Below are 22,969 nucleotides of genomic sequence, written 5' to 3' on the forward strand. Positions count from 1 at the left end.
TCACGCTCTGCCAGCTGGCGCTTCAGGCGGGCATTTTCAGCGGCCAGCTCATTTTCCCGTTCGAAGACGTTTTCTGCTGCTGTAATTTGCTGCGCCAGGTATATAGCTGAGACTCGTAAAGGCTGAGTTCCCGGGCGGCAGCGGCAACGCCGATGCGCTCCGCAAGCTTCAGGGCTTCGCTGCGGAATTCAGGCGAATGCTGTTTACGTGGTTTCTTACTTACGGTTGCTGATTTAGTCATGTGAGATACCTCTGTCTGGGAGTTTACTCACTTAGTCGCGTGTCCACTATTCGCGGGTAGGATCAATCAACGTAAGATAACAACGCGGATTTCGCCCAACTGACACGGGTGGCTGCCAGAATTGTGGTCTGGAGTGCCGGCAACGACTCGCAAAGCAGTAACGGATCAATTACTCCGCCGCCGCGGGCCTGTCGGCAGATGCCAGTGTAAATTTCCCGATACTGACGAACTGAGAAGGTGCTTGCAGGCAGTCGGGAGAGAACATCCAGCACCTCAGGATCATCTCCGCGCAAAAACAATGCGCCGATGACCGCCTCTTCAAGTTCGTCGTTACGCCAGACTGGTGTCATGCATGCCCCCCGTTATTCCCACGAAAACTTGCCCAGTTGAATACCAGGTAGTTGCGCCCACCGTCAGTCACACGATCAAAAATACGGTCGCTGATAAACTCTTTCAGCTGCTCAGGTGGCAGATTGCTGATCAGGATGGTTGGCAGAACGCTTTCATAGCGGGCGTTAATCACTTCGTGCAGGATAGTCATCTCTGCCGGGCTTCCGAACTGCACGCCTACCTCATCGATAATCAGCAGATCCAGCGAAGCGTAGTGATCCAGTACGCTCTCTTCGGTTGTGTCAGCATTGTGGCGCCAGGTGCTTTTAACGGCACGAGTCAGACGCATCACATCGGTCAGTTCCACGGTGGCGAGATGGTTGCGGATGATGTTTTTCGCCAGAGAGACCGCCAGATGATTTTTTCCCGTGCCGCAGCTGCCTGTCAGCACCAGACTTTTCCCGGCGTCCAGAACGTCAGGCCAGTTGTTTGCGTAGCGCCTGCAGGCTGCGAGGTTGCGGGAGGCTTCAGGGTTGAGTTCCAGATAATTTTCAAACTCGCAGTCACCAAAGCGGCGAGTAATACCCGCGTCGTTCAGCAGGCTGGCCACGTGAAGTTTACGCAGGCTGGATTTGACTCTGGTCTGCTCCGCCCGGATGCAGGCCGGACAGCGGGAATGTTTGAAAGTCTCCGCTCCGCGAAAATCTTTGCCCACCAGCGTGAACTGTTCGTAGTCTCCATGCTCCGGACAGGATATCGTGCAGGTGTAATTCGAGTTCCAGCCCTCGAAGCCCCATGGAAGTTTATGCTCTTCAGCGAAAGTCAGTTCATCGCCGAGTTTTTCCTGTTGCGCTCTCAGGTCTTCACGCTCTTTGAGCTGATTCAAATTCAACATATCCACCTCACTCAAAAATTCAGGTTCTCACCAGACTCGCCAAAATCGTCGGACATGCGCCCCAGTCCAGACAGGCGGGCAATAGTGCTGTTGTGCCCACCTCCGGGAGCGGATGGCGCCTGCCAGGATTCTTCGAAGTGACGATCGGGCCCGAAGAAAGTAGCGGCCTGCTTGACGTACTGTGTACCGACACTGCCGGTTGCACGGGCGTAGGTCGCATAGCGCTTAACGCCTGCCAGCATCGCTTCAGGGTTAACCCCGTCTTTCAGGCGGGCTTTCCAGGCTTTCCAGGCTGCCGCCTTGGAATTGCCACCTGCTCGCTTGGGGTAGTCCTGCCAGGCTGTTTCGAATTCAGGGGAATAATCCTGTTTTGCAGAACGAGCCGGTGCAGAGGCGTCAGCCGATGCGCCAGTATGTTTTATAGGTTCATTGACTGATTCAATGACTGGTTCAAAAGAGTGACTGATTCTGGGTGCAGCTCCTGCACTACCCCCTGGTGAATCTCCTGCACCAGGTAGTGAATCTCCTGCACCAGGTAGTGAACGATTTGCACTACCCCCTGGTGAATCTCCTGCACTACGTAAATTGAGCTGATACACGTTGCTGGAATTCCCCTTTGGTCCTGTCCGAAGCTCTTTTTTGATCAGTCCACACTCACAAAGCGCTTCGATGTGATTCATCACCGAACGCTTGCTAATTTCACACTGGTCAGCGATGTGCTGGTAACTAGGCCAGCACTCCCCGAGATCACTGGCGTTATCCGCCAGCTTAAGAAGAACCAATTTGCGCAAAGGGTTTCCGACCTTAATTTTCATAGCCTGAACCATCAGATCCATGCTCATACCAAAACCCTCGTGAAGTACTGTTGAAACTTCCAGACTGGCTGCATACATTCATGCGGATAACCCGGTCTGGTGAAATAAACCTGCTGCTTTTCGCGATCCCACCCGGTGACGTGCACGACAACCCCCCGTGGATCGTGATACAGCCTGTCCAGCGCCTTAATGCCGCCCGTTTCTGGAAACATTAAGCTCACCAGCGCTTGATTTGTAATCAGATTGTCTGCTAAGGTTTTTCATGAATTTACCCCGCCAGGTAGATTTGATGTGCATAGCAGAAGTCAGAACAGGCCGGGATGAACTCCACCAGCTCGCCCCGGCTTTTTCTTTGCTGCTTTCCGTTCTGCGGTGGTTGTCTGCCCGAGAGCCCACTGACGAGCTCGGTAGAGGCAATCATCGAAAATCGCCCCTTTCCTGCTCGCCTGTGAGCTTCTCCGGTAATAATCGACGCCGTGCTCAGCCCCCCCCCCTGCGGCACTCTCAGAGAAGCCTTCGGCCATCAACGCCGCCGTGATGTGCTTGCGAATGAAGTCTTCGGGTGACATGTCATGCCCTCGTAGCGGGCTGGCGGCGCCCCTCGATCGCAGCTGCCAACACCTCTTGCTCTGAATAGAGCCCACCAGACGCCTCTGCAATTGCCCGCGCGAGGAACGTTTCGCCTGTAAAATCGCTGCGTGGAAGTGTGTTCAGAACCTCCCACTTGTATACCTGGCGCAAAGTCCTCCCTGTAACCTCGGAAACCTTTCTTAAACCAACATCTCTCAGTATTTGAGAAAACATATTTACCCCGACGACAAAATGAACATAATGTACATATTAAATGGAATAGAAAGTTCATGCAAGTTGATATAGGGTGTACACATGGTTCAAAATGAAAAAGTGCGAAAAGAGTTCTCCGAGAGGCTGGCACTGGCCTGTAAAAAAGCGGGGATCGATACACATGGGCGTGGTGTAGTCATCGCTTCGGCTCTGTCGTTAACGCCTAAGGCTGTCAGCAAGTGGTTTAATGCTGAGACTATGCCGCGCCAAGATAAAATTTTCTTGCTAGCCAAATTCCTTAAGGTAGACCCGCTCTGGCTTCAACATGGCGATATTGCTGAAACTTCAACCAGGCATGGTTCAGATACAATTGAGTACATAGGTCAAATAAAAAATGGACTTGTCAGGGTTATAGGTGAAGCAATGTTAGGCGCTGACGGCAGCATTGAGATGGTGGAAGAAAATGACGGCTGGCTAAAAATTTACAGCGATGACCCTGATGCATTTGGCTTGAGAGTTAGGGGTGACAGCATGTGGCCACGCATTCAATCAGGAGAATTTGTGTTAGTCGAGCCAAACAAAAACGTTTGCCCTGGTGATGAGGTGTTCGTTAGAACTAAGAGCGGACACAACATGATCAAGGTATTAGGCTATGACCGTGATGGTGAGTACCAGTTTACAAGCATCAATCAAGATCATAGGCCAATAACAATGCCTTACCACGAAGTCGAGAAGCTTGAATATGTCGCTGGAATACTCAAGCAATCCAGACACATAGAAGATGATGATTTGGAAAGCAAGCTAAACCCCAGCCACTAATATAATCCCGGACAATCCGGGATTTTTTTTAATTAATTCCCTTCAAAATCAAAATCATATACATAATGTTCATTTTACAAATCGAATAATGAACATTTTGTTCTTGCCAAAAATGAACATGATGTACATAATTACTTCATCGACAAACAACGGAGTCAATGAGATGAAAATGTCAGTTGCTGAATTCAACCAGTTTAAAGAAGCTGCGGAAAAAACATTCCAGGCAGAATTAATTTGCTCACTGCTGGAAGATCACCCGCATCAACTAGCGGATTCTGAACTTTCTTCAATCGCCTCTCTTATTAAAAGACTCGCGGGGGATGCTTACGTTTATATGAGCGAGGTCATTTATCAACAAGAGAGGGCTGAGAAATGAATGACTTTGAAGACTTACCTCTTAACGCTACGGATGCCCTCAATAACATCCATCTGCTTATCGGTGTGGCTCGCGTGCTCGATGGTACCGCTACGCAAAGAGAGCTCAGCATAAACATAATTGAGTTTGTTGATATGTATGTCTCTGCCGCCATCGAAGAAATAAAAGGGTAGACAAATGAACAGTCCGATTCAGATGTTAGAAATTGTCGCGGCGGATATCGCCGAGAACACAGTTCTTCTGGAGCTGATTTATAAGCACAGTAATGAAGATCACGAAACTGATTGTGCAATGGCTTGCTTAATTCGCTCAATGAAGAAGACCCTGGATACCACTAACGAATATATCAAATCGTTAAGCGACTCTCCTGCCCCCCCCAAAGGGAACATGGTGAGAGCGATATTTCTGATGAGATATTTCACGCGACCATTACAGCCAGAAAACTCGAAGAGCTTGCGCATATTTATAACGAGTTTTACTTCACAGATTGCGACAATGGTAAACCCGCAATGTATATGGCAGCTGCAATTTTTGACTATGCGATTAAGGTTTGCAGTGAACTGAAAAACATCGAAGCGAAATTGAATTAATCAAAGCGAGTTTAATTAACACCTTAAGCGGTGGGGAATCTTACACCCTGAATTCATCGAGAGGTCTATTATGAGTTTCATCGTCGACCGTAACGCATATAAAACAGCCCTGCTTTATGCAGCTAATGGACACGAAATCATAGCAGGCCTTTATCTGCGCAAAGCGTATGGGAGGTAATTATGTGGAATCCAGCAACCAGCACAAGTATTGAAGAAGTTGTAACTGAGGCTAATAACCTGAATGAACTCTTAGATTTGATGCATCTTTGCTTTAAAAAAATGAACCCTCCTCAGACCGAAGCATTGCTGGGGTTGGCGCTAAATATCGCATCAAATATTTCTGTCTGGATAGAGGCCGAGGAGAAGCGCCGTGAAAACAAATCTGATTGAAACGCGTCGCCGTCACCTCGTTCGCGCCAAGCTTGATTCAATGATGCGAAGGACTGGGAGTTATTTTCAGCTCGTAAAAATGGACGATGGAACAACGTTACCCGTTGAACTTGATGAAGATATTTTAACAAAATCATTAATCAAACTTTTCGAAGCGATGATTTATGACACCCACAAACGCGAGCAGGCAGAAAATTTAATTTCTGAACATTATTCGAATTGCATGGGCGTTAATAAATTAACGCCCGATGGTGTGGACTTTATGAATGCACTCATTGCCACGCTGGCCGAACAGTCATTAAAAGCCGAGGGCTAAATAATGAGAATGATTGAATATCGTGGCGTACTTATTCCCGCTCCCCCACCAATGGTGCAATTAAGTTGTGAGCCGGGTTTTACCGGGCGAGTGGTGATCGAACTGAAAGATGGCGAGTTCGTCAGGCAGTACCCACTGCGAGAAAAAGACATGTTTTGCTCACTCGAGGCGTTTCTCGATCTGGCTCAGGAAGCTGGATATCAGGTAATCGCACCCGAGACGGAGGATCACTGTGGCACTGACAGCAATACGCATTCCTGAGCGGGTACACCTGCAGGCGCTGCAGGTCCTGCTGCGATATCGGCGCCGGCGGATATTCCCGCGGCGAATGCGCCGCACCGGCTACCTCAGCCTGAAGGTTAACCCACGCTGGCGCCTGTTATCGAAAGATGATGGCCGGAACTGGGAAGTTATGAGTCATGAAACCTATAACCGGGAGAAAGACAAATGATTGACAACAGAACTGTCAGCGCCATTGACCTGGCGTTGCAAAAGCACCCAACGCCAGTTGGTGATCTGTTCGCCGCGATCCGCCACGGACGCATGAAGCGGTGCTTCAGCCGGGATACCGCAATTCGTTACCTGGCGTTCTTCATGACCTCCCGAGCTTTTGGGCGTTCTGGTTTCAAGCAGCGTTATCCGGACGTGCAGGTAATTCATCCACTGAATCCAGAACTGAGTAGCTGGCAACGTGGCGCCGTGACCACTGAGTATTTTAACGCCCACCAGCGCACCGTTCGCCGGCTGCGTCGCATCCTCGCCCGCAAAAGAGAAATGCAAAAGTGGTGCAAAAAGTGGGATGCCATGCACGACCGCTACGTGAAAGAGCGCGAAGAACTACAGGCCTGTAAGCCTGGAGGGCTGAGTCGATGATTGCTTACTTACGCGTTGTTCTATCGGTGGTGATTGTCGCCAGCGTTTATGGGCTGTTCGTTCCGATCCTCATTTCGATGAAGGACACGACAGCAGTTATATCCGGTTTTGCCCTGGCGATTCTGACCCCGCCGTGCATCTACGCCATTTGTAAGGGTCTTGTGCTTACCGTAACGAAGGAAAAGAAATGAAAAAAGCAATTATGGCTTCAATTATCGCACTCTCTGCCATCGGCCTTGTTGGTTGCGATCGAGTTGAGCCCGGCAACGTGGGTATCAAGGTGAATAAGTTGGGTGACGATAAAGGCGTCGGTGAAGTCGTCGGAGTCGGACGCTACTGGACCGGCTGGAATACCGAGGTTTATATCTTTCCGACCTTCAAGCAGATGAAAACGTATGAAGACGCTTTCAACTTCCAGATGAGCGATGGCACCACCATCGGCTACCACATCGGGGTCGCGTACAAGGTTGATCCGACCAAAGTTACAACCGTTTTCCAGACCTACCGTAAAGGCGTGGACGACATCACCGACACCGACCTGCGGCAGAAAATTGCTGACGCCCTTAATCGTCTCGCAAGTCGGATGAGCACCGATAAATTCATTGACGGCGGGAAAGCTGAGCTGCTTGAAAACGCACTGAAAGAGATCCAGTCCGATATGGGGCCGGTTGGTATCCAGGTGATCAGCCTTTCTTACGTTGGCCGTCCGGAATACCCGCCGACAGTGATCGAAAGCATCAACGCCAAAGTTACGGCCAACCAGAAGACGCTGCAGCGCGAGCAGGAAGTTAAACAACGTGAAGCTGAAGCCAACATGTTACGAGCCGAAGCCGATGGCCAGGCGGATGCAAAGCTGAAATTGGCTGAAGCAGAAGCAAAGTCTATCCAGATCCGTGGGCAGGCCTTGCGTGAGAACCCTGAGGTACTGCAACTGGAGGCCATCAACAAATGGAATGGCACCCTGCCCCAGTACATGACCAGCGGAACAAACACCCCTTTTATCCAGGTTAAATGATCCACCAGCCCGGCGACAAGCCGGGCACATATGAGAGGTTCGCAATGCTTCAGAACATGCTTAACCCGGAACCAACCTCAACAGGGATCCGGTCTGGAAACCGGGTGATTGGCTACTCCGCTGCTATTCGCCTGCTGGATAACGGTCGCTATGACAAACACCTTGCCGATGGAATGGAAATTCTGGCCTGCATCATGGAAGCGGTAGAAAGCAACTGGATCACGCTCAATATCGAAAAAGAGTTGATCCTCTGGCGCTGGTTACTGGCTGCCGTGTTCATCACTGAGGAGCTGGAGAAAAACGGGACTATCGACGTTCCGAACGACGAAGGCGGCGTTGATACAGCCGTTATCTATGTGGGAGAGCGCGGGGCAATCAGCGTCTACCCCGGGCCGGAGCGCTTTGCACTCGCTAACCATATTGAGGCCGGCGCCATTGAGAAATACGGCCCAGAAGTTGGCCAGCAGCTGGCGCTGCGGATGTATCAGGACATGGTTATTGCTGACGAAGAATTTGGGTTCAGGTTATCAGCACTTGGCCGGGAGGGGCTTAACCTCCTCCATGACAGCTTTATCGAACACATCCAGATCGAAGGTGTGCCAGAAGCACCGATTATGCATTGAGGGGAATGATGATGACAGCAAACGATGAGCAACGGGTACGGCTGGAACTGAAACTGCCGGTAATTAATTATGAAGTCTGGTGCCACTGTCGTGGCCTGAAAGTGGTATGAGGTGGGTTATATGGTAGACATTGAAATGATTGACGAGGAAGAGGCAATGCGGATGATCCGAGTATCTTCACGCGTGACCATCCGCAAATACACCGAGCGCTATAATTTCCCCAAACCGGTCCGGACCTATCCTAAGCAATATCTGCGCTCTGCTATTGTGGAGTGGATCTTAAACGGGGGAATCAACCAGAAATCCTCCTGATATGCCAGAATATCTTTTCAGCATACAGATCATAGGCGTCTTTCTGTTCGGCAATCCAGTCATGCTTGTTATAGACAGAAAGCACGCCGCCAAGTTCATGCCCCAGCATCTTTTCGATGACGTGCGGAGCAACACCCTCTTCGGATAGCCGGGTTGCCAATGTGCGCCGAAAATCATGTGAAGTAAACTCACCAAACCCCAACGAGTCCTTGATTCTTCTGAGAAATTTATTTGCACCAGAAATAGTAATGGGGCTTTTCAGATCCTCGCCAGGGAAAAGTATATCCCCATACGTCATTTCAGCTTTTTTCAGCAAATCATCTGCGGCGGAGAAAATGGGGCGCCTGATAATTTTGTTGGTTTTACTTTTCTCTGCCGGCACAACCCATAACCCCTCCTCTCGGTCAAACTCCCCCCTTATAGCCAGCCGAAGTTCGCTATTCCTGGCGCCGTACAGCATTAGCAGTTGATGAAGCAATCGGTTAGAAGTTGACCCACGACTTCTTTCTATAGCCATCCAGATTTTGGCAAGCTGGTTATAGCTGAGCGTGGTCTCCCCAATCACCGGTTTAACACCGATATCTTTCGGCTGCAAAAGCATGAGTTCGGTTGTGCTAATGAATTGTCGGCGCGTACACCAACCAATGGCAGACCTGAGCTGTATCAATAAATGCCGGGCTCGGCGAGGGTTGATTTTCTCCTCTTCGGTAAACCTCTCTACCCACAAGCGGACAGGGATATCCTCAACCGGAATGCCGGGAAAAGCGTCGCGCATATGCTTTATAACCGTTGATTTATAAAGCGCTATCGTCTTAGCTCTTAGCGTTACGTCCACGTAATTTTCTTTCCAGTAATCCAGGCAATCCTTTACCGTTGGCTTACTCTTGGATTTGTTGCCACCAGCCAGCGTTCGGGGGTCAATGCCTTTGTCTGCCGACTCCCTCAGGTCTGCAACGATATTGCGGGCATCGCGCAGGGTCAGCGCTGGGTAACGCCCGAGCCCCATTCGGTTCTGCTTCCCTTCCCATCGGAACCTAAACTGAAAGCTGATCACGCCTTTGGGGGTTATGCGAATTCCAAGCCCGTCTGAATCCGTAATTTCAGCAGGCCCGGAATATGGTTTACCATAGATAGAGCGGAGCTTTGTGTCACTGATTGCCATGTTAGTTTTCTGTACTCACCATTTTGGTATTTTATGTACTTATTCTGTACTCAATATCGCATGAACGAACATAAACAACAATATCAAATCATGTACAACCATGTTCATAACTTGACAGAAAAAAAGAAATAATAGTTATAAGTCATATACATAAATAGCTAACCATGTTCATCTTTGGCCGTACAGTATCAACAATGTACAAAGACCACACCTTGCCGAAGATTACGAAACGATGGTTCCTTTTCAGGCACTGCAGATGATTGGCCACCAGGTCGATGCCGTCTGCCCGGATAAAGCCGCTGGCGACTATGTCATGACCGCAATCCATGACTTTGACGGCGCCCAGACTTATAGCGAAAAGCCGGGCCATCGCTTCACGCTGAACGCTGACTTCGCCGCAGTAAAGGCCGAGAACTACGATGCGCTAGTGATCCCCGGCGGCCGGGCGCCGGAGTATCTGCGCCTGTACGAGGAGGTTATTAAACTGGTACAGGCATTCGACGCCGCGCGTAAACCTATCGCCGCCGTCTGCCACGGCCCGCAGCTGCTGGCCGCCGCCGGTATTCTGCAGGGACGGACCTGCAGCGCCTATCCCGCCTGCGCCCCGGAAGTGCGTTTGAGCGGCGGGCACTATGCGGATATTGGTATCGACCAGGCGCATGTGGACGGTAACCTGGTTACCGCCCCCGCCTGGCCTGCTCATCCACAGTGGCTGGCGAAATTCGCCGCCCTGCTGGCGGAATAACCATACTGAGCCGGCGTTTTTATTGAGCCACCCGCTCCCCTGCGGGAATCTATGCCTCAGCGCGGTGTTTAGTCTCGGGTAAACACGCTGTTGTATGTTATGCCGATGGCGGGGATGCGCCACGATTTACCGCTTATCTTCAGGGGCCGGTTAAAAAAACAGCCCCTGAAAGATTTATCGCTGCCCTGACGGGCATCATCAATTCAGCAACGCGATCTGCTTGACCACTATTTCATTGATTTTATAGATTATTTCAGGAGTTACGCGTTCTTTGATATCGCGGTCAACAAATACCCGAATGCAATATTTGATGATTTGATACTGATTTAACTTATCACCACATTCAATTAACGGTTTTATTTCGTAGCGGTTCTTAAGATCTTTCACCAAAAGCTTAACTTCGGTTTTATCCAGGTCTTTAAAGGCGCAGTCGGAGACAATATCAACGGCAAATTCATGTGGTTTGAAATGAGGCTGTAATACAGAAGTCAATAACCCGGTGAGTTGACTCTTCCACGCCTTATTTTCCTTGTCAGCGATGTTAGCTTTATACACAGAGTGTTTGGCCTCATAGACCTTCGACCATGGGTGTCGGTTAATAATGTCATCAAGTATTTTTTTATTAACCGCCTCGGTATCGCTGATATCTATCCATTCACCAACCTTGTCATTCAAAAAATAATCATCACTGCACGCCAAATAAAACTCCTTCAGCGCGTCGATGAAGCTTTCATCGCTATGGTCAACGATACGGTCGGTAACGTCAGCGATAATGACATTTTGTGGATCCTTGCTTTGCATAATCTCACATAATGTGCTCAACATCGTCGCAAAGGCGCGGTTTGTTTTATGGTAATACACCTGCGAGAAAAGGCTGGAGCGCGCCCCAATAAACTCAGCGATCGAATCAATCCCACTCTCTTTGTAAGCAAGGTACAATTTTCCCTGTTCCTCGACCGGGACAATTGACATAAACAAGCGATTGTAATCGTAGATGCCACACTTGACGCCGGAGAAATAGCCATCTCTGAGCAAGTAATCCATCCGGTCGGCATCGATCGGACAGGAAGAGATGATCGAGGTCATTAACGGCAGGATATCTGTTGCCTTTCCATTAATTTCCTCAATGATCTGTTGGTCACCGTATCTTTTTTCGATGATTTTTAACACATTTTCGATATTTATTTCGTCATCGACCTTACCTTGTTTTCTCAGATCATGATAAATCATCAGGCTGAACAACAGCGAAAGCTGTTCATGTTCAACTTTCTGTTCTGGCTTGCTTAATACATCAATGATTGAATGGTAGGCTGTGGGGAGAACATCGGAGAATTCGTGCTTACCAGGCATAAAACTCTCAAACTGGTGGGATACAGGCCCATGCCCGATGTCATGCATCAGGGCAGCGAGTCTCAACTCCTGAATGTTGTGTTTTGGTATCTGATCGATATGACCAAACACATGGCCATCATCATATTTCTTTTGATACCGTATCGCATTCAGGCGTAAATTATTGAGTATTTCACTTGATAAATGCAGCACCCCGAGAGAGTGTTCGAAGCGGCTGTGCACCGCAGAGGGAAACACCTTATATAAAAAAGAGTTCTGTTTAATGTTGCGTAAGCGCTGGAACAGGGGGTGATTGATAAAGGCAATCTCGAGTGTCGTCAAACGAATAGTGCCGTGAATGGGATCAAGGATCTTACTGGTCAATTCATTTTCAAAATCCATATCTTAAATCCTTTCATACGTGCATTAAATATATTTAGCATATTGACTGTTTATTCAACAATAATCTTGCGCATTCAGGCAATAAGGTCAATCACTAATATTTAACGAGCAATGCGGCAGATCTTTATTTCCTTATCTCTGCACAGGGTCGCGCTATATCGGCATTCACTGACATATCGATTGACTACGGATGAAAACAGCCCCGGTTTTCTTCGCTCAGATGCGCATTCCACCGGACACTTCAATTCGCTGGGCATTCACCCAGCGATGATCATCGGATAACAGCGAGGCGATCATCGGCCCGATATCCTCTGGCAGGCCAGGTCGGCCCAGCGCCGTCATATTCGCCACCGCCTGAGCGACCTGCGGGTTATCCCGCACCACCCCGCCGCTGAAATCGGTGGCGATGGCGCCGGGCGCCACGCAGTTCACCGTGATCCCGCGACTGCCCAGCTCAAACGCCATATAGCGAGTCAGGGTTTCCACCGCGGATTTCATGATCGCATAGGGCGCCCGGTTCGCCATCACGATGCGGGTGAGGCCGGACGAGACATTCACTATTCGCCCGCCATCGGCCAGCAGCGGCAATAGTTTTTGGCTGAGGAAAAAAACGCTCTTCACGTGGATGCGATACAGCGCATCGAATTCCGCTTCCGTGGCGTTAAGAAATCCCATGCCGCTGGCGTTGCCGGCATTATTGACCAGATAATCAAATTTATCGGCACCCAGCTCCGTCAGCGCGCCCTGAAAAGCGCTAACAAATGCGTCAAAGGTGTCGATTTCGCCGGCGCTGAAAGGCAACGCGATCGCCCGGGCGCCCAGTGCTTCAACCCGTGTAACCACCTCGTTCGCCTCGGCAAGACGCGTTTTGTAGGTCAGTACTACATTTACGCCGCGCTGTGCCAGCGCTTCGACGGTCGCGCGTCCCAGGCCGCGGCTGCCGCCTGTCACCAGGGCGATTTTTGCGCTATTGTTCATGTTTTCTCCTTTTCTCTCTGCTGAAAACATGAGCGATTATAAGCCCCTGAATGCCGACGATAAGACCGCGTTGGGCGACAGGATAGTTTTGCCAGCTGGAACAATGTCATGGATAAACTGGATACTCTGACCTTGTTTGTGCGCATCGTCGAACGGGGCTCATTCAGTGCCGCCGCCGCGGATCTGGGGGTTTCCCGGCCAGTAGCGACCGCGGCTATTAAAGCGTTGGAGGTCAGTCTCGGGGCGCGGCTGCTACATCGTACCACCCGGCACGTACGGCCGACGGCAGAAGGCTCGCTGTATTATCAGCGCTGCGTGTCCATTCTGGCGGCCCTTGAGGAGGCCAACCGCAGCGCCGGGGGGAGCATCTCCGGCACCATTCGGGTAGACGTGGCGGGCAACCTGGCGCGGACCCTGCTTCTGCCCGCGCTGCCGCAGTTTCTCGCCCGCTACCCGGACATTACGCTGCAGATCGGCGAAAGCGAGCGTGACGTCGATCTGGTTCGCGAGGGAGTCGACTGCGTCATTCGCGGCGGCCATCTCCCCGACAGCGAGATGATCTGCCGGCCGCTCGCCGGGTTGCAGGAGATCACCTGCGCCAGCCCGACCTATCTCGCCCGGTACGGCACCCCGCATACGATTGAAGGACTGACGGGCCACGTGATGATCGGGTTTGTTTCATCGCGCACGCAACGTACCTTGCCGCTGAGCTTTACCCAGGATGGCCGTCAGAGCGAGGTCAGTTTGCCCTGTCGGCTGCTGACTTCCGATGCCGACGTCGGCGCCGAAGCGGCAAGGCTTGGCTTTGGCCTGTATCAGGCGCCCTTGCCCCGCCTTGAGGCCGATCTGGCGTCGGGCGCGTTAACGGAAGTGCTGGCCGATTTTCGTCCTGCGCCGTTGCCGCTCTCCCTGCTCTATCCCAGTAATCGGCAGCTCTCTGCCCGGGTACAGGTATTTATCGACTGGGTGACGGCGCTGATGAAGCCTCCCCTGGCGCAGCAGGCATCCGGAAGGCTAAAATAACGTTTGCTATTATTCACGGCACGTGCGTTAATCGTTGAGTCGATTTACCAGACAAAAAGTTATTATCTGAGTACGTGTTCTCATCTCCAGGCGTTATCCCTGATACCACCTTCCTTTGAGCAGTCCCGTTAGTAGTTTGCTTTTTCTGTAAACAGGCCCTGTCAGATCCTTGTCGACTCCTTAAAAAGTCCGCCATCTGACCCAAAACCCGGCTTACCACCAACTAAAATCAGCCGCGTTAATTTTCCTGAAACGACCATTGTCTTTTCAACAGAACATCACCCATACAAGGTTTACATTATGATCGAACATATCCATTTTAGATGCCCATGCTGCCATGGCTCCCAGTACAGAACGTCCCAGTTTGACGTCACTGAAAAAAACCCTTTTGGTGCGAAATGCATTTTCTGCAAATCAGCCATGATGACATTAGATACCATCCGTCCTCATCACCTGGGCGTGCACTCCGCTGCCCAGGCACAGCAATAAGATGATGAAGCCGGTGAACGCGGGTGGGGAAATTTCCCCGGTGATTCGCCCGGGGGCAACATCTGTTCCCTCACCCGCAGCGATCGTCGGTGGCATGGCTTAGGCGGGTATCAGGCAACGCTTCTATCAGGGTAGTCACGTTCTCCCCGGCGCCAGTTTCCACATTAAAATAGTCCACCGCACGCAGAATAAGCCGCAAGCCCCTGCCGCCTTCAGCTAACGGATCGACATCAAAGTGCTCATCGTTACGCGCCAGCGCCAGGCGTTCGGCAGGAAAGATCTCTCCCGCATCGATAAAGCGCAGCGTCACGCGGTCATTGGCAGCGAAAATTTCCCGGGAGACTGCCGCTTTAAAGGCCACTGCGACGGAAGCATCCAACCGACATGTCACCGGCCAGAGGATCAACTGTCACCAGTCAGCTGCCCGTGACGATCGACTACCGCATTGACAACCGTCGCGGCAAACACGTGGGTGCTAACCAGCATACCGAGCCCGTCGCCGCGGCGCAGGCGGGGAGATGAAGATGGAGCCAATCGGTGCCGCGGTCAGTCGTGGATTTTCACCCCCAGACATCCGCGAACGAACTCAGGGTTGAAGTGTTTTACCGCTTCGCCAACATAGCCTAAATCCAGGGCGCTGATTTGCGCCATTTCGTTATCTGTTAATACGAAATCCCAGATAGCAAAATTTTCTTCAATGCGCTCCTGGCGGGTGGATTTAGGGATCACCGTGACGCCACGCTGCACGTTCCAGCGCAGAACAACCTGCGCAATGGTTTTCTGGTGCGCATCGGCGATCCCCTGCAGCAATGCATCTTGATACGGATTATGTCTGCCACCGCCTAACGGCGCCCACGCTTCAGGCTGAACGTGATAATGCTTCATGGCTTCCAGCGCCGCGGGCTGCGCGAAATAAGGATGCAGTTCAACCTGGTTCACCATTGGCTTAATTCTGACAGTTTCGCAGAAGTTAGCTAACACATGGGGGTAAAAATTGGAGACGCCGATCGCTTTCAGGGTACCGGCCTCATAGGCCTCTTCCAGCGCACGCCAGGCGCTGAAATAATCGCCCATCGCCTGATGTAGCAAATAAAGATCAAAGTATTCCAGGCCCGATTTTTTTAATGACGCGGCAATCCCGGCTTTCGCCATCCCGGTGTTGGCCATGTCCTGGACCCACAGTTTGGAGGTAATAAACAGCGCCTCGCGGGTACACAGACCTTCGGCGATGGCTTCGCGCACGGCCTCACCCACCGCATCTTCATTATCGTAGACGGCAGCGGTATCGATGAGGCGATAACCGGTGCGAATGGCGTTCAACACCGCCTGCTTACACTCCGCTTTATCGGTCACCTTGAAAACGCCGAAACCCAGCATCGGCATTTTGCGAGCGTTACTTAATACTGAATATTCCACGGTGAAGCTCCCCTCTTGTTAAAACACCATGGTAAGACAGGAACGCGGTCACGATTAGCCTGTCATTCCTGATTTGACTTATGCATTCAATTCATTAATCGCAGTGCGCTGAGATGATCTGATTTTGACAGAGAGCAGAAAAGTCCCCCCTGCCGCGCCCAGCAGTAACAGACCGCTCAGTGCAAAAGTGCTGTGCCATCCCAGACTATCAAACACCAGGCCGCCTACCGTTGACCCGAGGGCTATCGATAGCTGGATCACGGCGACCATCAGCCCGCCGCCCGTCTCCGCATCCTCGGGCAGCGTCCGCGCAATCCATGTCCACCAGCCGGTGGGCGCCGCCGTCGCCAGCAGGCCCCACAGGCTTAACAGTACGGCGACCGATCCCGTGTGGTGTCCGGCCAGCAGAAGCGTTCCGGCAATTGCGGCCATTAACAACGGGATAGCCACCAGCGTCGGATAAAATCGGGCATTCAGAACGGTCGTAATAAGCAGCGTGCCGATAAAACCGGCGATACCCATTGTCAGCAATATCAGGGACAGACCAGAAGGACTGACCTGGGTCACCGTCTCCAGAAACGGTCGCACATAGGTAAATAAGGTAAACTGTCCCATAAAGAACAGTCCGCAGGCCAGCAATCCCAGGGATAGCGTAGAAAGACGGAACAGACGCAGCACCGATCCCTGCCGCTGTGGTGCGCGCGGACTTTTCATCGACGGCAGGCTAATGCATTGCCAGACGAAGGCCAGCACCGCCAGCGGGACAAGACATAAAAAGGCGCCGCGCCAGCCGACGGTGGCCCCCAGGTAGCTGCCCAGCGGCGCTGCCACAACGGTGGCCAGCGCGTTGCCGCCGTTAAAGATGGCCAGTGCGCGGGGGACCTGGCGTTGCGGCACCAGCCGAATGGCCGTTGCCGCCGACATCGACCAGAAGCCGCCGATGACGATCCCAATGAGCGCTCTGCCCAGCATATAAACCGGGAAACTGGACGCCAGGGCAATAATCACCCCAGAGGCTGCCATCAACGCCGTGAGCCCCAGCAGCAGCCATTTACGGTCCAGCGATCCGGTAAGACGGGATATCGTCAGGCTGGTCAGTACCGCCAGCGCGCCAGAAAGCGCAATGCCCTGACCGGCTAATCCCTCGGTAATGTGTAAATCACCCGCGATGGGTGTCAACAGACTGACCGGCATAAATTCTGAGGCAATGAGCACAAATACGCAGAGCGTCATCGCCAGGACGCCGCTCCAGTGTGCCCGGGTGTGACCTAATGCAGACATTATTTCTCTCCGACAAGACAAAGCCGCCCGCAGGCGCGTGGCGGCTTTGGGGATGTCTCCGGCACAGGAGATCTATTTCAGGTTGGTTTTAAAAAATTGCGCGAACGTCGCAAAGGGAATTTTGCCCGCGACGTTGTCATAGAGATCGACGTGGTTTGCGCCTGGGACAATCACCAGCGCTTTCTCTTTACTGCCGATGGCCTTAAAGGCATCTTCGGCAAAATAGCGTGAATGGGCTTTTTCGCCGGTCACGATAAGCGTCGGAATAGTCACTTCGCTGGCGTAACTCAGCAGCGGCATATTCATAAACGACAGCGGCATCGTCGCATTCCAGGCCCCGGTTGAATTAACCGAACGCGGATGGAAACCACGCGGCATACGGTAATAATCGAAAAACTCTTTCAGGACCGGGTTGGGGTTGGCGGGCAAGGTTTCCGGCAAAATACGATCGGCAGCGCTGACGTTGCCCTTATCATCAACATAAATGTCATGCCCACCGGGGACGAAGGTGCCGTTTGCCGCATCTTTCCAGCGCTGCACGTTCAGATAGCGCAGTACGGCGCGACGATCGGCAGTGGTATAGCGGTCTTTGCCATCGCCCACTCCATGCCCCATCGCGCGGCTCATGTCATACATGACGCTGGTCGCCACCGCTTTGACGCGTGTATCCATCGCCGCGTCGTTCAGGGCCATACCGCCCCAGCCACAAATGCCGAGCAAACCGATACGGTTGCGATCCACCTCTTTTTGCAGGCCCAGAAAGTCCACCGCGGCACTAAAATCCTCGGTATTGATATCCGGTGAGGCCACGTTGCGTGGGTAGCCACCGCTTTCGCCCGTATACGATGGGTCAAATGCCAGGGTGACAAAACCTTGTTCGGCCAGCGTCTGGGCATACAGGCCGCTGGACTGCTCTTTTACCGCGCCGAAGGGACCGCTCACGGCAATAGCTGCCAGTTTGCGTTCACCGCGATCCTTCGGCAGGTAGAGATCGCCAACTAAGGTTATCCCGTAGCGGTTCAGGAAGGTCACCTTACGGTGATCCACTTTCGAACTCTCAGCAAAAGTTTTGTCCCATTTTTCAATCATTGAAACAGGCGCATTCGGGTTAGTTGTCTCAGCAGAGCTCATCGTTGTGACTCCAGTTAATGAGGCGCAAAGCAGCATGGCGGGTATCGCGGCTGTCAATTTTTTGGTGAAAACCGTCATCAAAATTCCCCTAAATGAACGTGATCAATGCAAGTCTCCAGTAGACAATGCAGCTTTGCTTTATTGTCGTGCACTTAGTTTAGCCAGCAGTAATGGTTCTTATTAGGGGGCGAAAAATGCTAAGATTAATACCATATTGTTCTAAATGACATGCGGATGACGAGGCGGGAGTATGGCGAAACGGGAAAACTATAATGACCTTTATCTGTTTATGCAGGTGGTGCGGGAAGGCAGTTTTACCGCCGCAGCGCAACGACTTGGCCTGGCGCAGTCCGGGATAAGCCGTGCGGTTCGTGAACTTGAAGAACGCCTGGGCGTTCAGCTTCTGGTGCGTACCACCCGCCGGTTGTCGCTCACTCAGGCAGGTGAGCAGCTCTATCACAACGTCGAATCCGGTTTCGACGCCTTAGATATGGGGCTCGCCACGCTGGCCCACTATCGTCAGACGCCCTCCGGTACGGTACGCATCAATGCCAGCCAGCATGCCATTGATAAAGTCCTGCTGCCGAAGCTGGCAGTATTTAAACAACGCTATCCCGATATCAGACTGGAACTGATCAGCGAAAGCCGGTTTGTCGATATTATTGCGCAGCGATTTGATGCGGGCGTACGTCTGGGCCCGGAAGTCGGAAGCGGCATGATTGCGGTACGCATTTCGCCCGATATGGAGATGGCGGTGGTGGGTACCCCGGAACATTTTCGCCGCTACGGCTTTCCACAAACGCCCGCCGATTTAGTCGCCCACCCCTGCATCGCTTATCAGTTCGGCGACGGTAGCCTTTACGCCTGGGAACTTAATGTGGATGGCAAAAAAATCACCCACCCACCTCAGGGACAGTGGGCTTTCGCCGATAGCTATATGGAGGCCAAAGCGGCGAGGCTCGGTCTGGGGCTGGCCTATGTCCCGGAAGAGCTGATTACCGACGATCTAGCCCAGGGCACACTTATCCGGGTGCTCCAGCGTTATAGCCAGCGTCTGGAAGGTTCATTTCTCTATTACCCGCACCGCAATGTGTCGCCCGCGCTGAGAGCGGTCATTGATACATTGCGAATGTAGCTGAGGTTGCCTGCAGGCAGCAGGCAACCGGTAGCGGCCGGTGACAGCTTCTGTACTCGGACCTGTCATTTAATTCCGATCGATGCAAACAGTAATGCCAGACGAAAATGAATTTATATAAATATTAATTTTGTGAGTTATGTACTTCATTATAAAGTTTAGAAGCAGCACCTCTGCGTAACAAGCTAAAAAAGCAAATAATCGTAAAGATGAAGGGGTAAATAGCCAAAACCCATGCCAGTTTTTGATTTTTAATAATATTATTTATAGTATCACTCAACGAACCACTTGAAAAGTTCTCACAAATCCTGTCAACCGAGCGCACACTTATCCCCGCTTTTTCTGAGAAAACCGTTTTATCGAAATCTTCACTTTCACACTGTTTTTTATCGAGCTTCCACTCAGTCCAGTTCAGGGGAAGGTAATTATTGGTCCAGATCGAACTCTCAGCAATATGATCATTAATCCAAACCCATGACTTGTCGTCGCCTAATCGTACTAGTGCGGATGGCTTCAATGCCAGCAACATAAAATTTGATAATAGCAGCATAGTTAACACACAAGAGAAAAATACACCAACATTAGCGATAAATAATGGTTTTATTGCCTTAAGCGTTGATATTTCAAACCACCCTTTCGCGGCTGTGACATGACGAATATCTATATTTTTCTTTTTCGTCCAGTTAATCAGTGACTTGATCTCTTCTTTATTTCTTGCGCCGACATTAAATAAAACATTAAAACGTTCAACATCATTTCTCTCATTGAAATATGCATTTATTTTACCGTCGTGAAACGTTTTCCCTCCCAGGCAGAACTCCCATAGCCGGTTCAATAAAGAATATGCGGATCCTGCCCGTTTCCAGATAAACCCTCCTAATAAACCAAAAGTAACAAAAATTAACGCGCTATTTATCAGTCCATCAAAATTCCATATCGAAGAAATTAAACTTTCCATCTAGCCCCTCTTAATCATCCCGCTAATCGTATGCTCAGCAATCACACCACAGCATCATTACAAAATAAATATTTTTTAACTGCAACTTTTCTTATCCAGCGCACAAGGTCATTGCCGATATCTTCTTATACGCAGGCCACAACTATACGTCACGCTCTTCTGCTACTTGAGCCTTACATTCCACCTCAGTGCTGCTACGCTATCTCTGAGAAAATGGCGAAGGAGATATAATGAAAGTCCTCAATATCCTGATCCGTCGATGCGTGCTGATTGCCCGCTTTGAAGAGACCGTTTCGTTCTACGAAAATCTCATCGCGCAGAAGGCAAGGTTGCGTTTCGACTATCCCAAATACGATCTCAAACTGGCGCAGGTGGGTTCCGTGCTTTTAATTGGCGGAACCGAGCAAAGCCTGGCTCCGTTTCGCGCCACCGAGGCCACTTTTCTGGTAAACGACATTACCGCCTGGGAGAAACATCTGCCTTCCACCGGGGCAACGATTATCAACCCGGTGAAGGCCGTGCCCACCGGCTGGAACATGCTGGTTCGGCATCCGGATGGCATGATTGCCGAATACGTTGAGCATCATGATAAAAACCCGGCGGATGAGATCTTCTGATGCTTCGCGACCAGATGGTAGAACCTGGCATCAGTCGGCCATACTGCCAGAAAAGTGAGACTTTCTACTGTGGCGCGAGAAGGAGAGCAGGAAAAACTGGCGCTGCAAGCCGCGCCAGCTCGGAGTTCAGCGATGGTTGCCTGACATCTTCAGGCAACCACGATCGGTTAGTGCTTCACGATATACATGGTACGGCTGTAGGCCACATCTTCTGGGTTGGTGATCGGGTAGCCTTTCAGCCACGGCTTAATCAATCGGCCGTTAGTGTACTGGTAGATCGGCGCGATCGGCGCTTTGACCATAATGATCTTTTCCGCCGCGTTGTAATCGTCGTTACGCGCTTTGGCCGAATTCTCTACCGCCGCCTGGGCGAGGATTTTGTCGTACGCCGGATCGTTAAAGCGCGAGATATTTCCGCTGTGGGTGGAGGTCAGCAGCGACAGGAAGGTGGACGGCTCGTTGTAGTCTCCCACCCACGAAGCGCGGATCACGTCGAAATTGCCGGTGTTACGGCTGTCGATATAGGTTTTCCACTCCTGGTTCTGCAGCTTCACTTCCACGCCGAGGTTTTTCTTCCACATCGACGCCACCGCGATGGCAATTTTCTGGTGGTTCTCAGAGGTGTTATACAGCAGCGTCAGCTTCAGCGGACGATTCGGGCCATAGCCCGCGGCAGCCAGCAGGGCTTTCGCCTGGGCATTAAGCTCAGCCTGACTCATGCTCTCAAACTGTGACGGCTGGGGGGTGAAGCCCGCCGTCACGTCCGGCGTGAAGCGCCAGGCCGGTTTTTCCCCGGTCCCCAGTACTTTCTCCGCCATCACCCGGCGATCGATGGTCATGCTCAGCGCCAGCCGTACCCGCTCATCCGCCGTCGGCCCCTTTTGGGTATTGAAAGCGTAATAGTAGGTACCCAGCTGCGGCGGGGTATACACCTGCCCCGGAATATCCTTCAGCAGTTTCTGGTACATATTTTTCGGGAAAGACTCGGTGATATCGATATCCCCTGCAAGATAGCGCTTGGTGGCGGCGGACTCCTGGTTAATCGGCACAAAGGTGACCTGCTGGATCACCGTTTTGGCGTTATCCCAGTAGTGCGTGTTCGGCACCACCACCAGCTTCTCATTGACCACACGGTCTTTCAGAACATAGGCGCCGTTGCCCACCAGGCTGCCGGGCCGCGTCCAGTTCGCCCCGCTGTCGACATTCGCCTTTTGCACCGGATAGAAGGCAAAGCTGGCGGTCAGGTTGCTGAACCACGGCAGTGGTTTATCCAGCTGCACCCGCAGGGTGTGGGCGTCGACGGCGGTGACTCCCAGGGTCTCCGGCGCGGCTTTGCCGTCAATAATGTTCTGCGCGTTAGCGATCCCCGCCAGCGCCGCGAACCAGGCAAACGGCGAAGTGGTTTTCGGATCCACCAGACGCTGCCAGCTATAGACGAAATCTTCGGCGGTAACCGGCGTGCCGTCGGACCAGCGGGCGTTATCACGCAGGGTAAAGGTCCAGACGCGGTTATCGTTGCTCTGCCAGCGGGTCGCTACGCCTGGAACCAGGTTGCCTTTCGCATCCTGATTGACTAAACCTTCAAACAGATCGCGGATCACCTGGATTTCCGGCAGGCCCACCGCTTTGGCGGGATCTAACGAGGCGGGTTCATCTTTGATATGGCGCACTAACAGCTGTTTTTCCGCCAGTACCGTGCCCGGCGGTACGTCAGCCGCCCAGGCCAGAGAAGATACGCTGGCTAACCACAGCGCGCCGCATGTCAAAGCGACAGGATACTTCATAAGATCCCCTTTAAAATGAAAAAAATACCGCCAACAGAGCGATAATTATTTGTTTCATCACCTGAAATTGCAAACGACATATGATAGAAAATTGATGTGCCGTCGGATTTCACGCCTCAGGGAATGGGTTTGATCCCGATA

The 22,969-nt window shown here is 51.7% G+C and carries 30 protein-coding genes and 3 pseudogenes; 17 read left to right on the plus strand and 16 right to left on the minus strand.

What is annotated here, in order from left to right:
• From HMPREF1024_RS09040 to HMPREF1024_RS30720, 6 genes and pseudogenes are all read right to left on the minus strand, one after another.
• Positions 1-241, minus strand: a pseudogene (locus HMPREF1024_RS09040) (transposase); the annotation flags it as partial.
• 68 nt (positions 242-309) lie between these two features.
• A pseudogene (locus HMPREF1024_RS09035) lies at positions 310-591 on the minus strand (DnaB-like helicase N-terminal domain-containing protein); the annotation flags it as partial.
• The gene (locus HMPREF1024_RS09030; protein ID WP_009309062.1) at positions 588-1,466 is read right to left on the minus strand and encodes an ATP-binding protein; all 879 of its coding nucleotides are present in this window, start codon (positions 1,464-1,466) and stop codon (positions 588-590) included. The gene HMPREF1024_RS09030 and the pseudogene HMPREF1024_RS09035, both read right to left, overlap by 4 nt.
• An 11-nt stretch (positions 1,467-1,477) precedes the next feature.
• Positions 1,478-2,308 carry a helix-turn-helix domain-containing protein gene (locus tag HMPREF1024_RS09025; RefSeq protein WP_009309063.1) on the minus strand — a complete coding sequence of 277 codons (831 nt, stop codon included), beginning with the start codon at positions 2,306-2,308 and terminating at the stop codon, positions 1,478-1,480.
• Positions 2,305-2,493 carry a DUF4222 domain-containing protein gene (locus HMPREF1024_RS0126905; protein ID WP_032409419.1) on the minus strand — a complete coding sequence of 63 codons (189 nt, stop codon included), beginning with the start codon at positions 2,491-2,493 and terminating at the stop codon, positions 2,305-2,307. Before HMPREF1024_RS0126905 ends, HMPREF1024_RS09025 begins: the two co-directional genes overlap by 4 nt.
• A gap of 93 nt (positions 2,494-2,586) precedes the next feature.
• Positions 2,587-2,850 (minus strand): hypothetical protein, encoded by a 264-nt coding sequence (locus HMPREF1024_RS30720; RefSeq protein ID WP_032409417.1) that lies wholly within the window; start codon positions 2,848-2,850, stop codon positions 2,587-2,589.
• 316 nt (positions 2,851-3,166) lie between these two features.
• On the opposite strand from HMPREF1024_RS30720, the gene HMPREF1024_RS09020 reads away from it, so the two are divergent.
• From HMPREF1024_RS09020 to HMPREF1024_RS08975, 12 genes are all read left to right on the plus strand, one after another.
• Positions 3,167-3,883: a helix-turn-helix transcriptional regulator gene (locus HMPREF1024_RS09020; RefSeq protein WP_009309064.1), complete on the plus strand. Its 717-nt coding sequence runs from the start codon at positions 3,167-3,169 to the stop codon at positions 3,881-3,883.
• A 163-nt stretch (positions 3,884-4,046) separates the two neighbouring features.
• Positions 4,047-4,259 carry a hypothetical protein gene (locus HMPREF1024_RS09015; RefSeq protein ID WP_009309065.1) on the plus strand — a complete coding sequence of 71 codons (213 nt, stop codon included), beginning with the start codon at positions 4,047-4,049 and terminating at the stop codon, positions 4,257-4,259.
• Complete coding sequence (locus tag HMPREF1024_RS31370; RefSeq protein WP_009309066.1) at positions 4,256-4,432, plus strand: hypothetical protein; 177 nt, start codon at positions 4,256-4,258, stop codon at positions 4,430-4,432. Before HMPREF1024_RS09015 ends, HMPREF1024_RS31370 begins: the two co-directional genes overlap by 4 nt.
• Before the next feature lie 597 nt (positions 4,433-5,029).
• Positions 5,030-5,239, plus strand: a complete 210-nt coding sequence (locus HMPREF1024_RS29045) for a hypothetical protein (protein ID WP_009309068.1) — start codon at positions 5,030-5,032, stop codon at positions 5,237-5,239.
• On the plus strand, positions 5,220-5,555 hold the full coding sequence (locus HMPREF1024_RS09005; RefSeq protein WP_009309069.1) for a hypothetical protein: 336 nt from the start codon (positions 5,220-5,222) through the stop codon (positions 5,553-5,555). Before HMPREF1024_RS29045 ends, HMPREF1024_RS09005 begins: the two co-directional genes overlap by 20 nt.
• A gap of 3 nt (positions 5,556-5,558) precedes the next feature.
• Complete coding sequence (locus HMPREF1024_RS09000; RefSeq protein WP_009309070.1) at positions 5,559-5,816, plus strand: hypothetical protein; 258 nt, start codon at positions 5,559-5,561, stop codon at positions 5,814-5,816.
• Positions 5,788-6,006, plus strand: coding sequence for a hypothetical protein (locus tag HMPREF1024_RS30725; protein ID WP_004177208.1), 219 nt, complete (start codon positions 5,788-5,790; stop codon positions 6,004-6,006). The genes HMPREF1024_RS09000 and HMPREF1024_RS30725 overlap by 29 nt, the downstream gene beginning before the upstream one ends.
• Entirely contained in the window at positions 6,003-6,428 is a 426-nt protein-coding gene (locus HMPREF1024_RS08995; protein WP_004152156.1) for a hypothetical protein, read from the plus strand. Before HMPREF1024_RS30725 ends, HMPREF1024_RS08995 begins: the two co-directional genes overlap by 4 nt.
• Positions 6,425-6,619, plus strand: a complete 195-nt coding sequence (locus HMPREF1024_RS08990; RefSeq protein WP_009309071.1) for a hypothetical protein — start codon at positions 6,425-6,427, stop codon at positions 6,617-6,619. Before HMPREF1024_RS08995 ends, HMPREF1024_RS08990 begins: the two co-directional genes overlap by 4 nt.
• Positions 6,616-7,443, plus strand: a complete 828-nt coding sequence (locus HMPREF1024_RS08985; protein WP_004152154.1) for an SPFH domain-containing protein — start codon at positions 6,616-6,618, stop codon at positions 7,441-7,443. Before HMPREF1024_RS08990 ends, HMPREF1024_RS08985 begins: the two co-directional genes overlap by 4 nt.
• Before the next feature lie 104 nt (positions 7,444-7,547).
• Complete coding sequence (locus tag HMPREF1024_RS08980) at positions 7,548-8,066, plus strand: hypothetical protein (protein WP_032451391.1); 519 nt, start codon at positions 7,548-7,550, stop codon at positions 8,064-8,066.
• A 120-nt stretch (positions 8,067-8,186) separates the two neighbouring features.
• Positions 8,187-8,378, plus strand: coding sequence for a hypothetical protein (locus HMPREF1024_RS08975; RefSeq protein WP_009309074.1), 192 nt, complete (start codon positions 8,187-8,189; stop codon positions 8,376-8,378).
• Here the strand turns inward: HMPREF1024_RS08975 and HMPREF1024_RS08970 are convergent.
• Positions 8,359-9,540, minus strand: coding sequence for a site-specific integrase (locus HMPREF1024_RS08970; protein ID WP_023304713.1), 1,182 nt, complete (start codon positions 9,538-9,540; stop codon positions 8,359-8,361). The genes HMPREF1024_RS08975 and HMPREF1024_RS08970 overlap by 20 nt on opposite strands.
• A gap of 232 nt (positions 9,541-9,772) precedes the next feature.
• Between HMPREF1024_RS08970 and HMPREF1024_RS08965 the strand changes: the two genes are divergently transcribed.
• Positions 9,773-10,285: a DJ-1/PfpI family protein gene (locus tag HMPREF1024_RS08965; protein WP_048980164.1), complete on the plus strand. Its 513-nt coding sequence runs from the start codon at positions 9,773-9,775 to the stop codon at positions 10,283-10,285.
• 198 nt (positions 10,286-10,483) lie between these two features.
• Here the strand turns inward: HMPREF1024_RS08965 and HMPREF1024_RS08960 are convergent, their stop codons facing one another.
• Together HMPREF1024_RS08960 and HMPREF1024_RS08955 are read right to left on the minus strand one after the other, a co-directional pair.
• Positions 10,484-12,016, minus strand: coding sequence for an HD domain-containing protein (locus tag HMPREF1024_RS08960; protein ID WP_004183778.1), 1,533 nt, complete (start codon positions 12,014-12,016; stop codon positions 10,484-10,486).
• Between the two features lie 216 nt (positions 12,017-12,232).
• Positions 12,233-12,994 carry an SDR family NAD(P)-dependent oxidoreductase gene (locus HMPREF1024_RS08955; RefSeq protein WP_004176437.1) on the minus strand — a complete coding sequence of 254 codons (762 nt, stop codon included), beginning with the start codon at positions 12,992-12,994 and terminating at the stop codon, positions 12,233-12,235.
• 108 nt (positions 12,995-13,102) lie between these two features.
• Between HMPREF1024_RS08955 and HMPREF1024_RS08950 the strand changes: the two genes are divergently transcribed.
• Both HMPREF1024_RS08950 and HMPREF1024_RS29050 read left to right on the plus strand, forming a co-directional pair.
• On the plus strand, positions 13,103-14,017 hold the full coding sequence (locus tag HMPREF1024_RS08950) for a LysR family transcriptional regulator (protein ID WP_004176438.1): 915 nt from the start codon (positions 13,103-13,105) through the stop codon (positions 14,015-14,017).
• 300 nt (positions 14,018-14,317) lie between these two features.
• The gene (locus HMPREF1024_RS29050) at positions 14,318-14,506 is read left to right on the plus strand and encodes a hypothetical protein (protein WP_004176439.1); all 189 of its coding nucleotides are present in this window, start codon (positions 14,318-14,320) and stop codon (positions 14,504-14,506) included.
• A gap of 70 nt (positions 14,507-14,576) precedes the next feature.
• Here HMPREF1024_RS29050 and HMPREF1024_RS08945 read toward each other — a convergent pair.
• The 4 genes and pseudogenes from HMPREF1024_RS08945 to HMPREF1024_RS08930 form a co-directional block, all read right to left on the minus strand.
• A pseudogene (locus tag HMPREF1024_RS08945) lies at positions 14,577-14,822 on the minus strand (ATP-binding protein); the annotation flags it as partial.
• Positions 14,823-15,052: 230 nt separating this feature from the next.
• Complete coding sequence (locus HMPREF1024_RS08940) at positions 15,053-15,922, minus strand: aldo/keto reductase (protein WP_009309077.1); 870 nt, start codon at positions 15,920-15,922, stop codon at positions 15,053-15,055.
• A 78-nt stretch (positions 15,923-16,000) separates the two neighbouring features.
• Entirely contained in the window at positions 16,001-17,203 is a 1,203-nt protein-coding gene (locus tag HMPREF1024_RS08935) for an MFS transporter (RefSeq protein ID WP_009309078.1), read from the minus strand.
• Between the two features lie 72 nt (positions 17,204-17,275).
• Positions 17,276-18,412, minus strand: a complete 1,137-nt coding sequence (locus HMPREF1024_RS08930) for an alpha/beta hydrolase (RefSeq protein ID WP_004888562.1) — start codon at positions 18,410-18,412, stop codon at positions 17,276-17,278.
• Between the two features lie 172 nt (positions 18,413-18,584).
• Here HMPREF1024_RS08930 and HMPREF1024_RS08925 point away from each other — a divergent pair, with 172 nt between their 5' ends.
• Entirely contained in the window at positions 18,585-19,469 is an 885-nt protein-coding gene (locus HMPREF1024_RS08925) for a LysR family transcriptional regulator (RefSeq protein WP_009309080.1), read from the plus strand.
• A 124-nt stretch (positions 19,470-19,593) separates the two neighbouring features.
• On the opposite strand, the gene HMPREF1024_RS08920 is transcribed toward HMPREF1024_RS08925, so the two are convergent.
• Positions 19,594-20,427, minus strand: coding sequence for a DUF6216 family protein (locus tag HMPREF1024_RS08920; RefSeq protein WP_009309081.1), 834 nt, complete (start codon positions 20,425-20,427; stop codon positions 19,594-19,596).
• Between the two features lie 230 nt (positions 20,428-20,657).
• Between HMPREF1024_RS08920 and HMPREF1024_RS08915 the strand changes: the two genes are divergently transcribed.
• Positions 20,658-21,044, plus strand: a complete 387-nt coding sequence (locus HMPREF1024_RS08915; RefSeq protein ID WP_009309082.1) for a VOC family protein — start codon at positions 20,658-20,660, stop codon at positions 21,042-21,044.
• A gap of 167 nt (positions 21,045-21,211) precedes the next feature.
• Here HMPREF1024_RS08915 and HMPREF1024_RS08910 read toward each other — a convergent pair whose 3' ends face one another.
• Entirely contained in the window at positions 21,212-22,828 is a 1,617-nt protein-coding gene (locus HMPREF1024_RS08910) for an ABC transporter substrate-binding protein (RefSeq protein ID WP_004176446.1), read from the minus strand.
• On the minus strand, positions 22,825-22,941 hold the full coding sequence (locus tag HMPREF1024_RS31375; RefSeq protein WP_004148146.1) for a hypothetical protein: 117 nt from the start codon (positions 22,939-22,941) through the stop codon (positions 22,825-22,827). Before HMPREF1024_RS31375 ends, HMPREF1024_RS08910 begins: the two co-directional genes overlap by 4 nt.
• Positions 22,942-22,969 lie beyond the last annotated feature (28 nt).

Source organism: Klebsiella sp. 4_1_44FAA (assembly GCF_000238715.1).
In the GTDB taxonomy this organism is placed as follows: Bacteria; Pseudomonadota; Gammaproteobacteria; order Enterobacterales; family Enterobacteriaceae; genus Klebsiella; species Klebsiella pneumoniae.

What these genes read in the sequence shown, in the direction of transcription:
- HMPREF1024_RS09030 (WP_009309062.1), bottom strand. Translation starts at nt 1,466, where the DNA reads ATGTTGAATTTGAATCAGCTCAAAGAGCGTGAAGACCTGAGAGCGCAA.
- HMPREF1024_RS09025 (WP_009309063.1), bottom strand. Translation starts at nt 2,308, where the DNA reads ATGAGCATGGATCTGATGGTTCAGGCTATGAAAATTAAGGTCGGAAAC.
- HMPREF1024_RS0126905 (WP_032409419.1), bottom strand. Translation starts at nt 2,493, where the DNA reads ATGTTTCCAGAAACGGGCGGCATTAAGGCGCTGGACAGGCTGTATCAC.
- HMPREF1024_RS30720 (WP_032409417.1), bottom strand. Translation starts at nt 2,850, where the DNA reads ATGTCACCCGAAGACTTCATTCGCAAGCACATCACGGCGGCGTTGATG.
- HMPREF1024_RS09020 (WP_009309064.1), top strand. Translation starts at nt 3,167, where the DNA reads ATGGTTCAAAATGAAAAAGTGCGAAAAGAGTTCTCCGAGAGGCTGGCA.
- HMPREF1024_RS09015 (WP_009309065.1), top strand. Translation starts at nt 4,047, where the DNA reads ATGAAAATGTCAGTTGCTGAATTCAACCAGTTTAAAGAAGCTGCGGAA.
- HMPREF1024_RS31370 (WP_009309066.1), top strand. Translation starts at nt 4,256, where the DNA reads ATGAATGACTTTGAAGACTTACCTCTTAACGCTACGGATGCCCTCAAT.
- HMPREF1024_RS29045 (WP_009309068.1), top strand. Translation starts at nt 5,030, where the DNA reads ATGTGGAATCCAGCAACCAGCACAAGTATTGAAGAAGTTGTAACTGAG.
- HMPREF1024_RS09000 (WP_009309070.1), top strand. Translation starts at nt 5,559, where the DNA reads ATGAGAATGATTGAATATCGTGGCGTACTTATTCCCGCTCCCCCACCA.
- HMPREF1024_RS08995 (WP_004152156.1), top strand. Translation starts at nt 6,003, where the DNA reads ATGATTGACAACAGAACTGTCAGCGCCATTGACCTGGCGTTGCAAAAG.
- HMPREF1024_RS08990 (WP_009309071.1), top strand. Translation starts at nt 6,425, where the DNA reads ATGATTGCTTACTTACGCGTTGTTCTATCGGTGGTGATTGTCGCCAGC.
- HMPREF1024_RS08985 (WP_004152154.1), top strand. Translation starts at nt 6,616, where the DNA reads ATGAAAAAAGCAATTATGGCTTCAATTATCGCACTCTCTGCCATCGGC.
- HMPREF1024_RS08975 (WP_009309074.1), top strand. Translation starts at nt 8,187, where the DNA reads ATGGTAGACATTGAAATGATTGACGAGGAAGAGGCAATGCGGATGATC.
- HMPREF1024_RS08970 (WP_023304713.1), bottom strand. Translation starts at nt 9,540, where the DNA reads ATGGCAATCAGTGACACAAAGCTCCGCTCTATCTATGGTAAACCATAT.
- HMPREF1024_RS08965 (WP_048980164.1), top strand. Translation starts at nt 9,773, where the DNA reads ATGGTTCCTTTTCAGGCACTGCAGATGATTGGCCACCAGGTCGATGCC.
- HMPREF1024_RS08960 (WP_004183778.1), bottom strand. Translation starts at nt 12,016, where the DNA reads ATGGATTTTGAAAATGAATTGACCAGTAAGATCCTTGATCCCATTCAC.
- HMPREF1024_RS08955 (WP_004176437.1), bottom strand. Translation starts at nt 12,994, where the DNA reads ATGAACAATAGCGCAAAAATCGCCCTGGTGACAGGCGGCAGCCGCGGC.
- HMPREF1024_RS08950 (WP_004176438.1), top strand. Translation starts at nt 13,103, where the DNA reads ATGGATAAACTGGATACTCTGACCTTGTTTGTGCGCATCGTCGAACGG.
- HMPREF1024_RS29050 (WP_004176439.1), top strand. Translation starts at nt 14,318, where the DNA reads ATGATCGAACATATCCATTTTAGATGCCCATGCTGCCATGGCTCCCAG.
- HMPREF1024_RS08935 (WP_009309078.1), bottom strand. Translation starts at nt 17,203, where the DNA reads ATGTCTGCATTAGGTCACACCCGGGCACACTGGAGCGGCGTCCTGGCG.
- HMPREF1024_RS08930 (WP_004888562.1), bottom strand. Translation starts at nt 18,412, where the DNA reads ATGACGGTTTTCACCAAAAAATTGACAGCCGCGATACCCGCCATGCTG.
- HMPREF1024_RS08925 (WP_009309080.1), top strand. Translation starts at nt 18,585, where the DNA reads ATGGCGAAACGGGAAAACTATAATGACCTTTATCTGTTTATGCAGGTG.
- HMPREF1024_RS08920 (WP_009309081.1), bottom strand. Translation starts at nt 20,427, where the DNA reads ATGGAAAGTTTAATTTCTTCGATATGGAATTTTGATGGACTGATAAAT.
- HMPREF1024_RS08915 (WP_009309082.1), top strand. Translation starts at nt 20,658, where the DNA reads ATGAAAGTCCTCAATATCCTGATCCGTCGATGCGTGCTGATTGCCCGC.
- HMPREF1024_RS08910 (WP_004176446.1), bottom strand. Translation starts at nt 22,828, where the DNA reads ATGAAGTATCCTGTCGCTTTGACATGCGGCGCGCTGTGGTTAGCCAGC.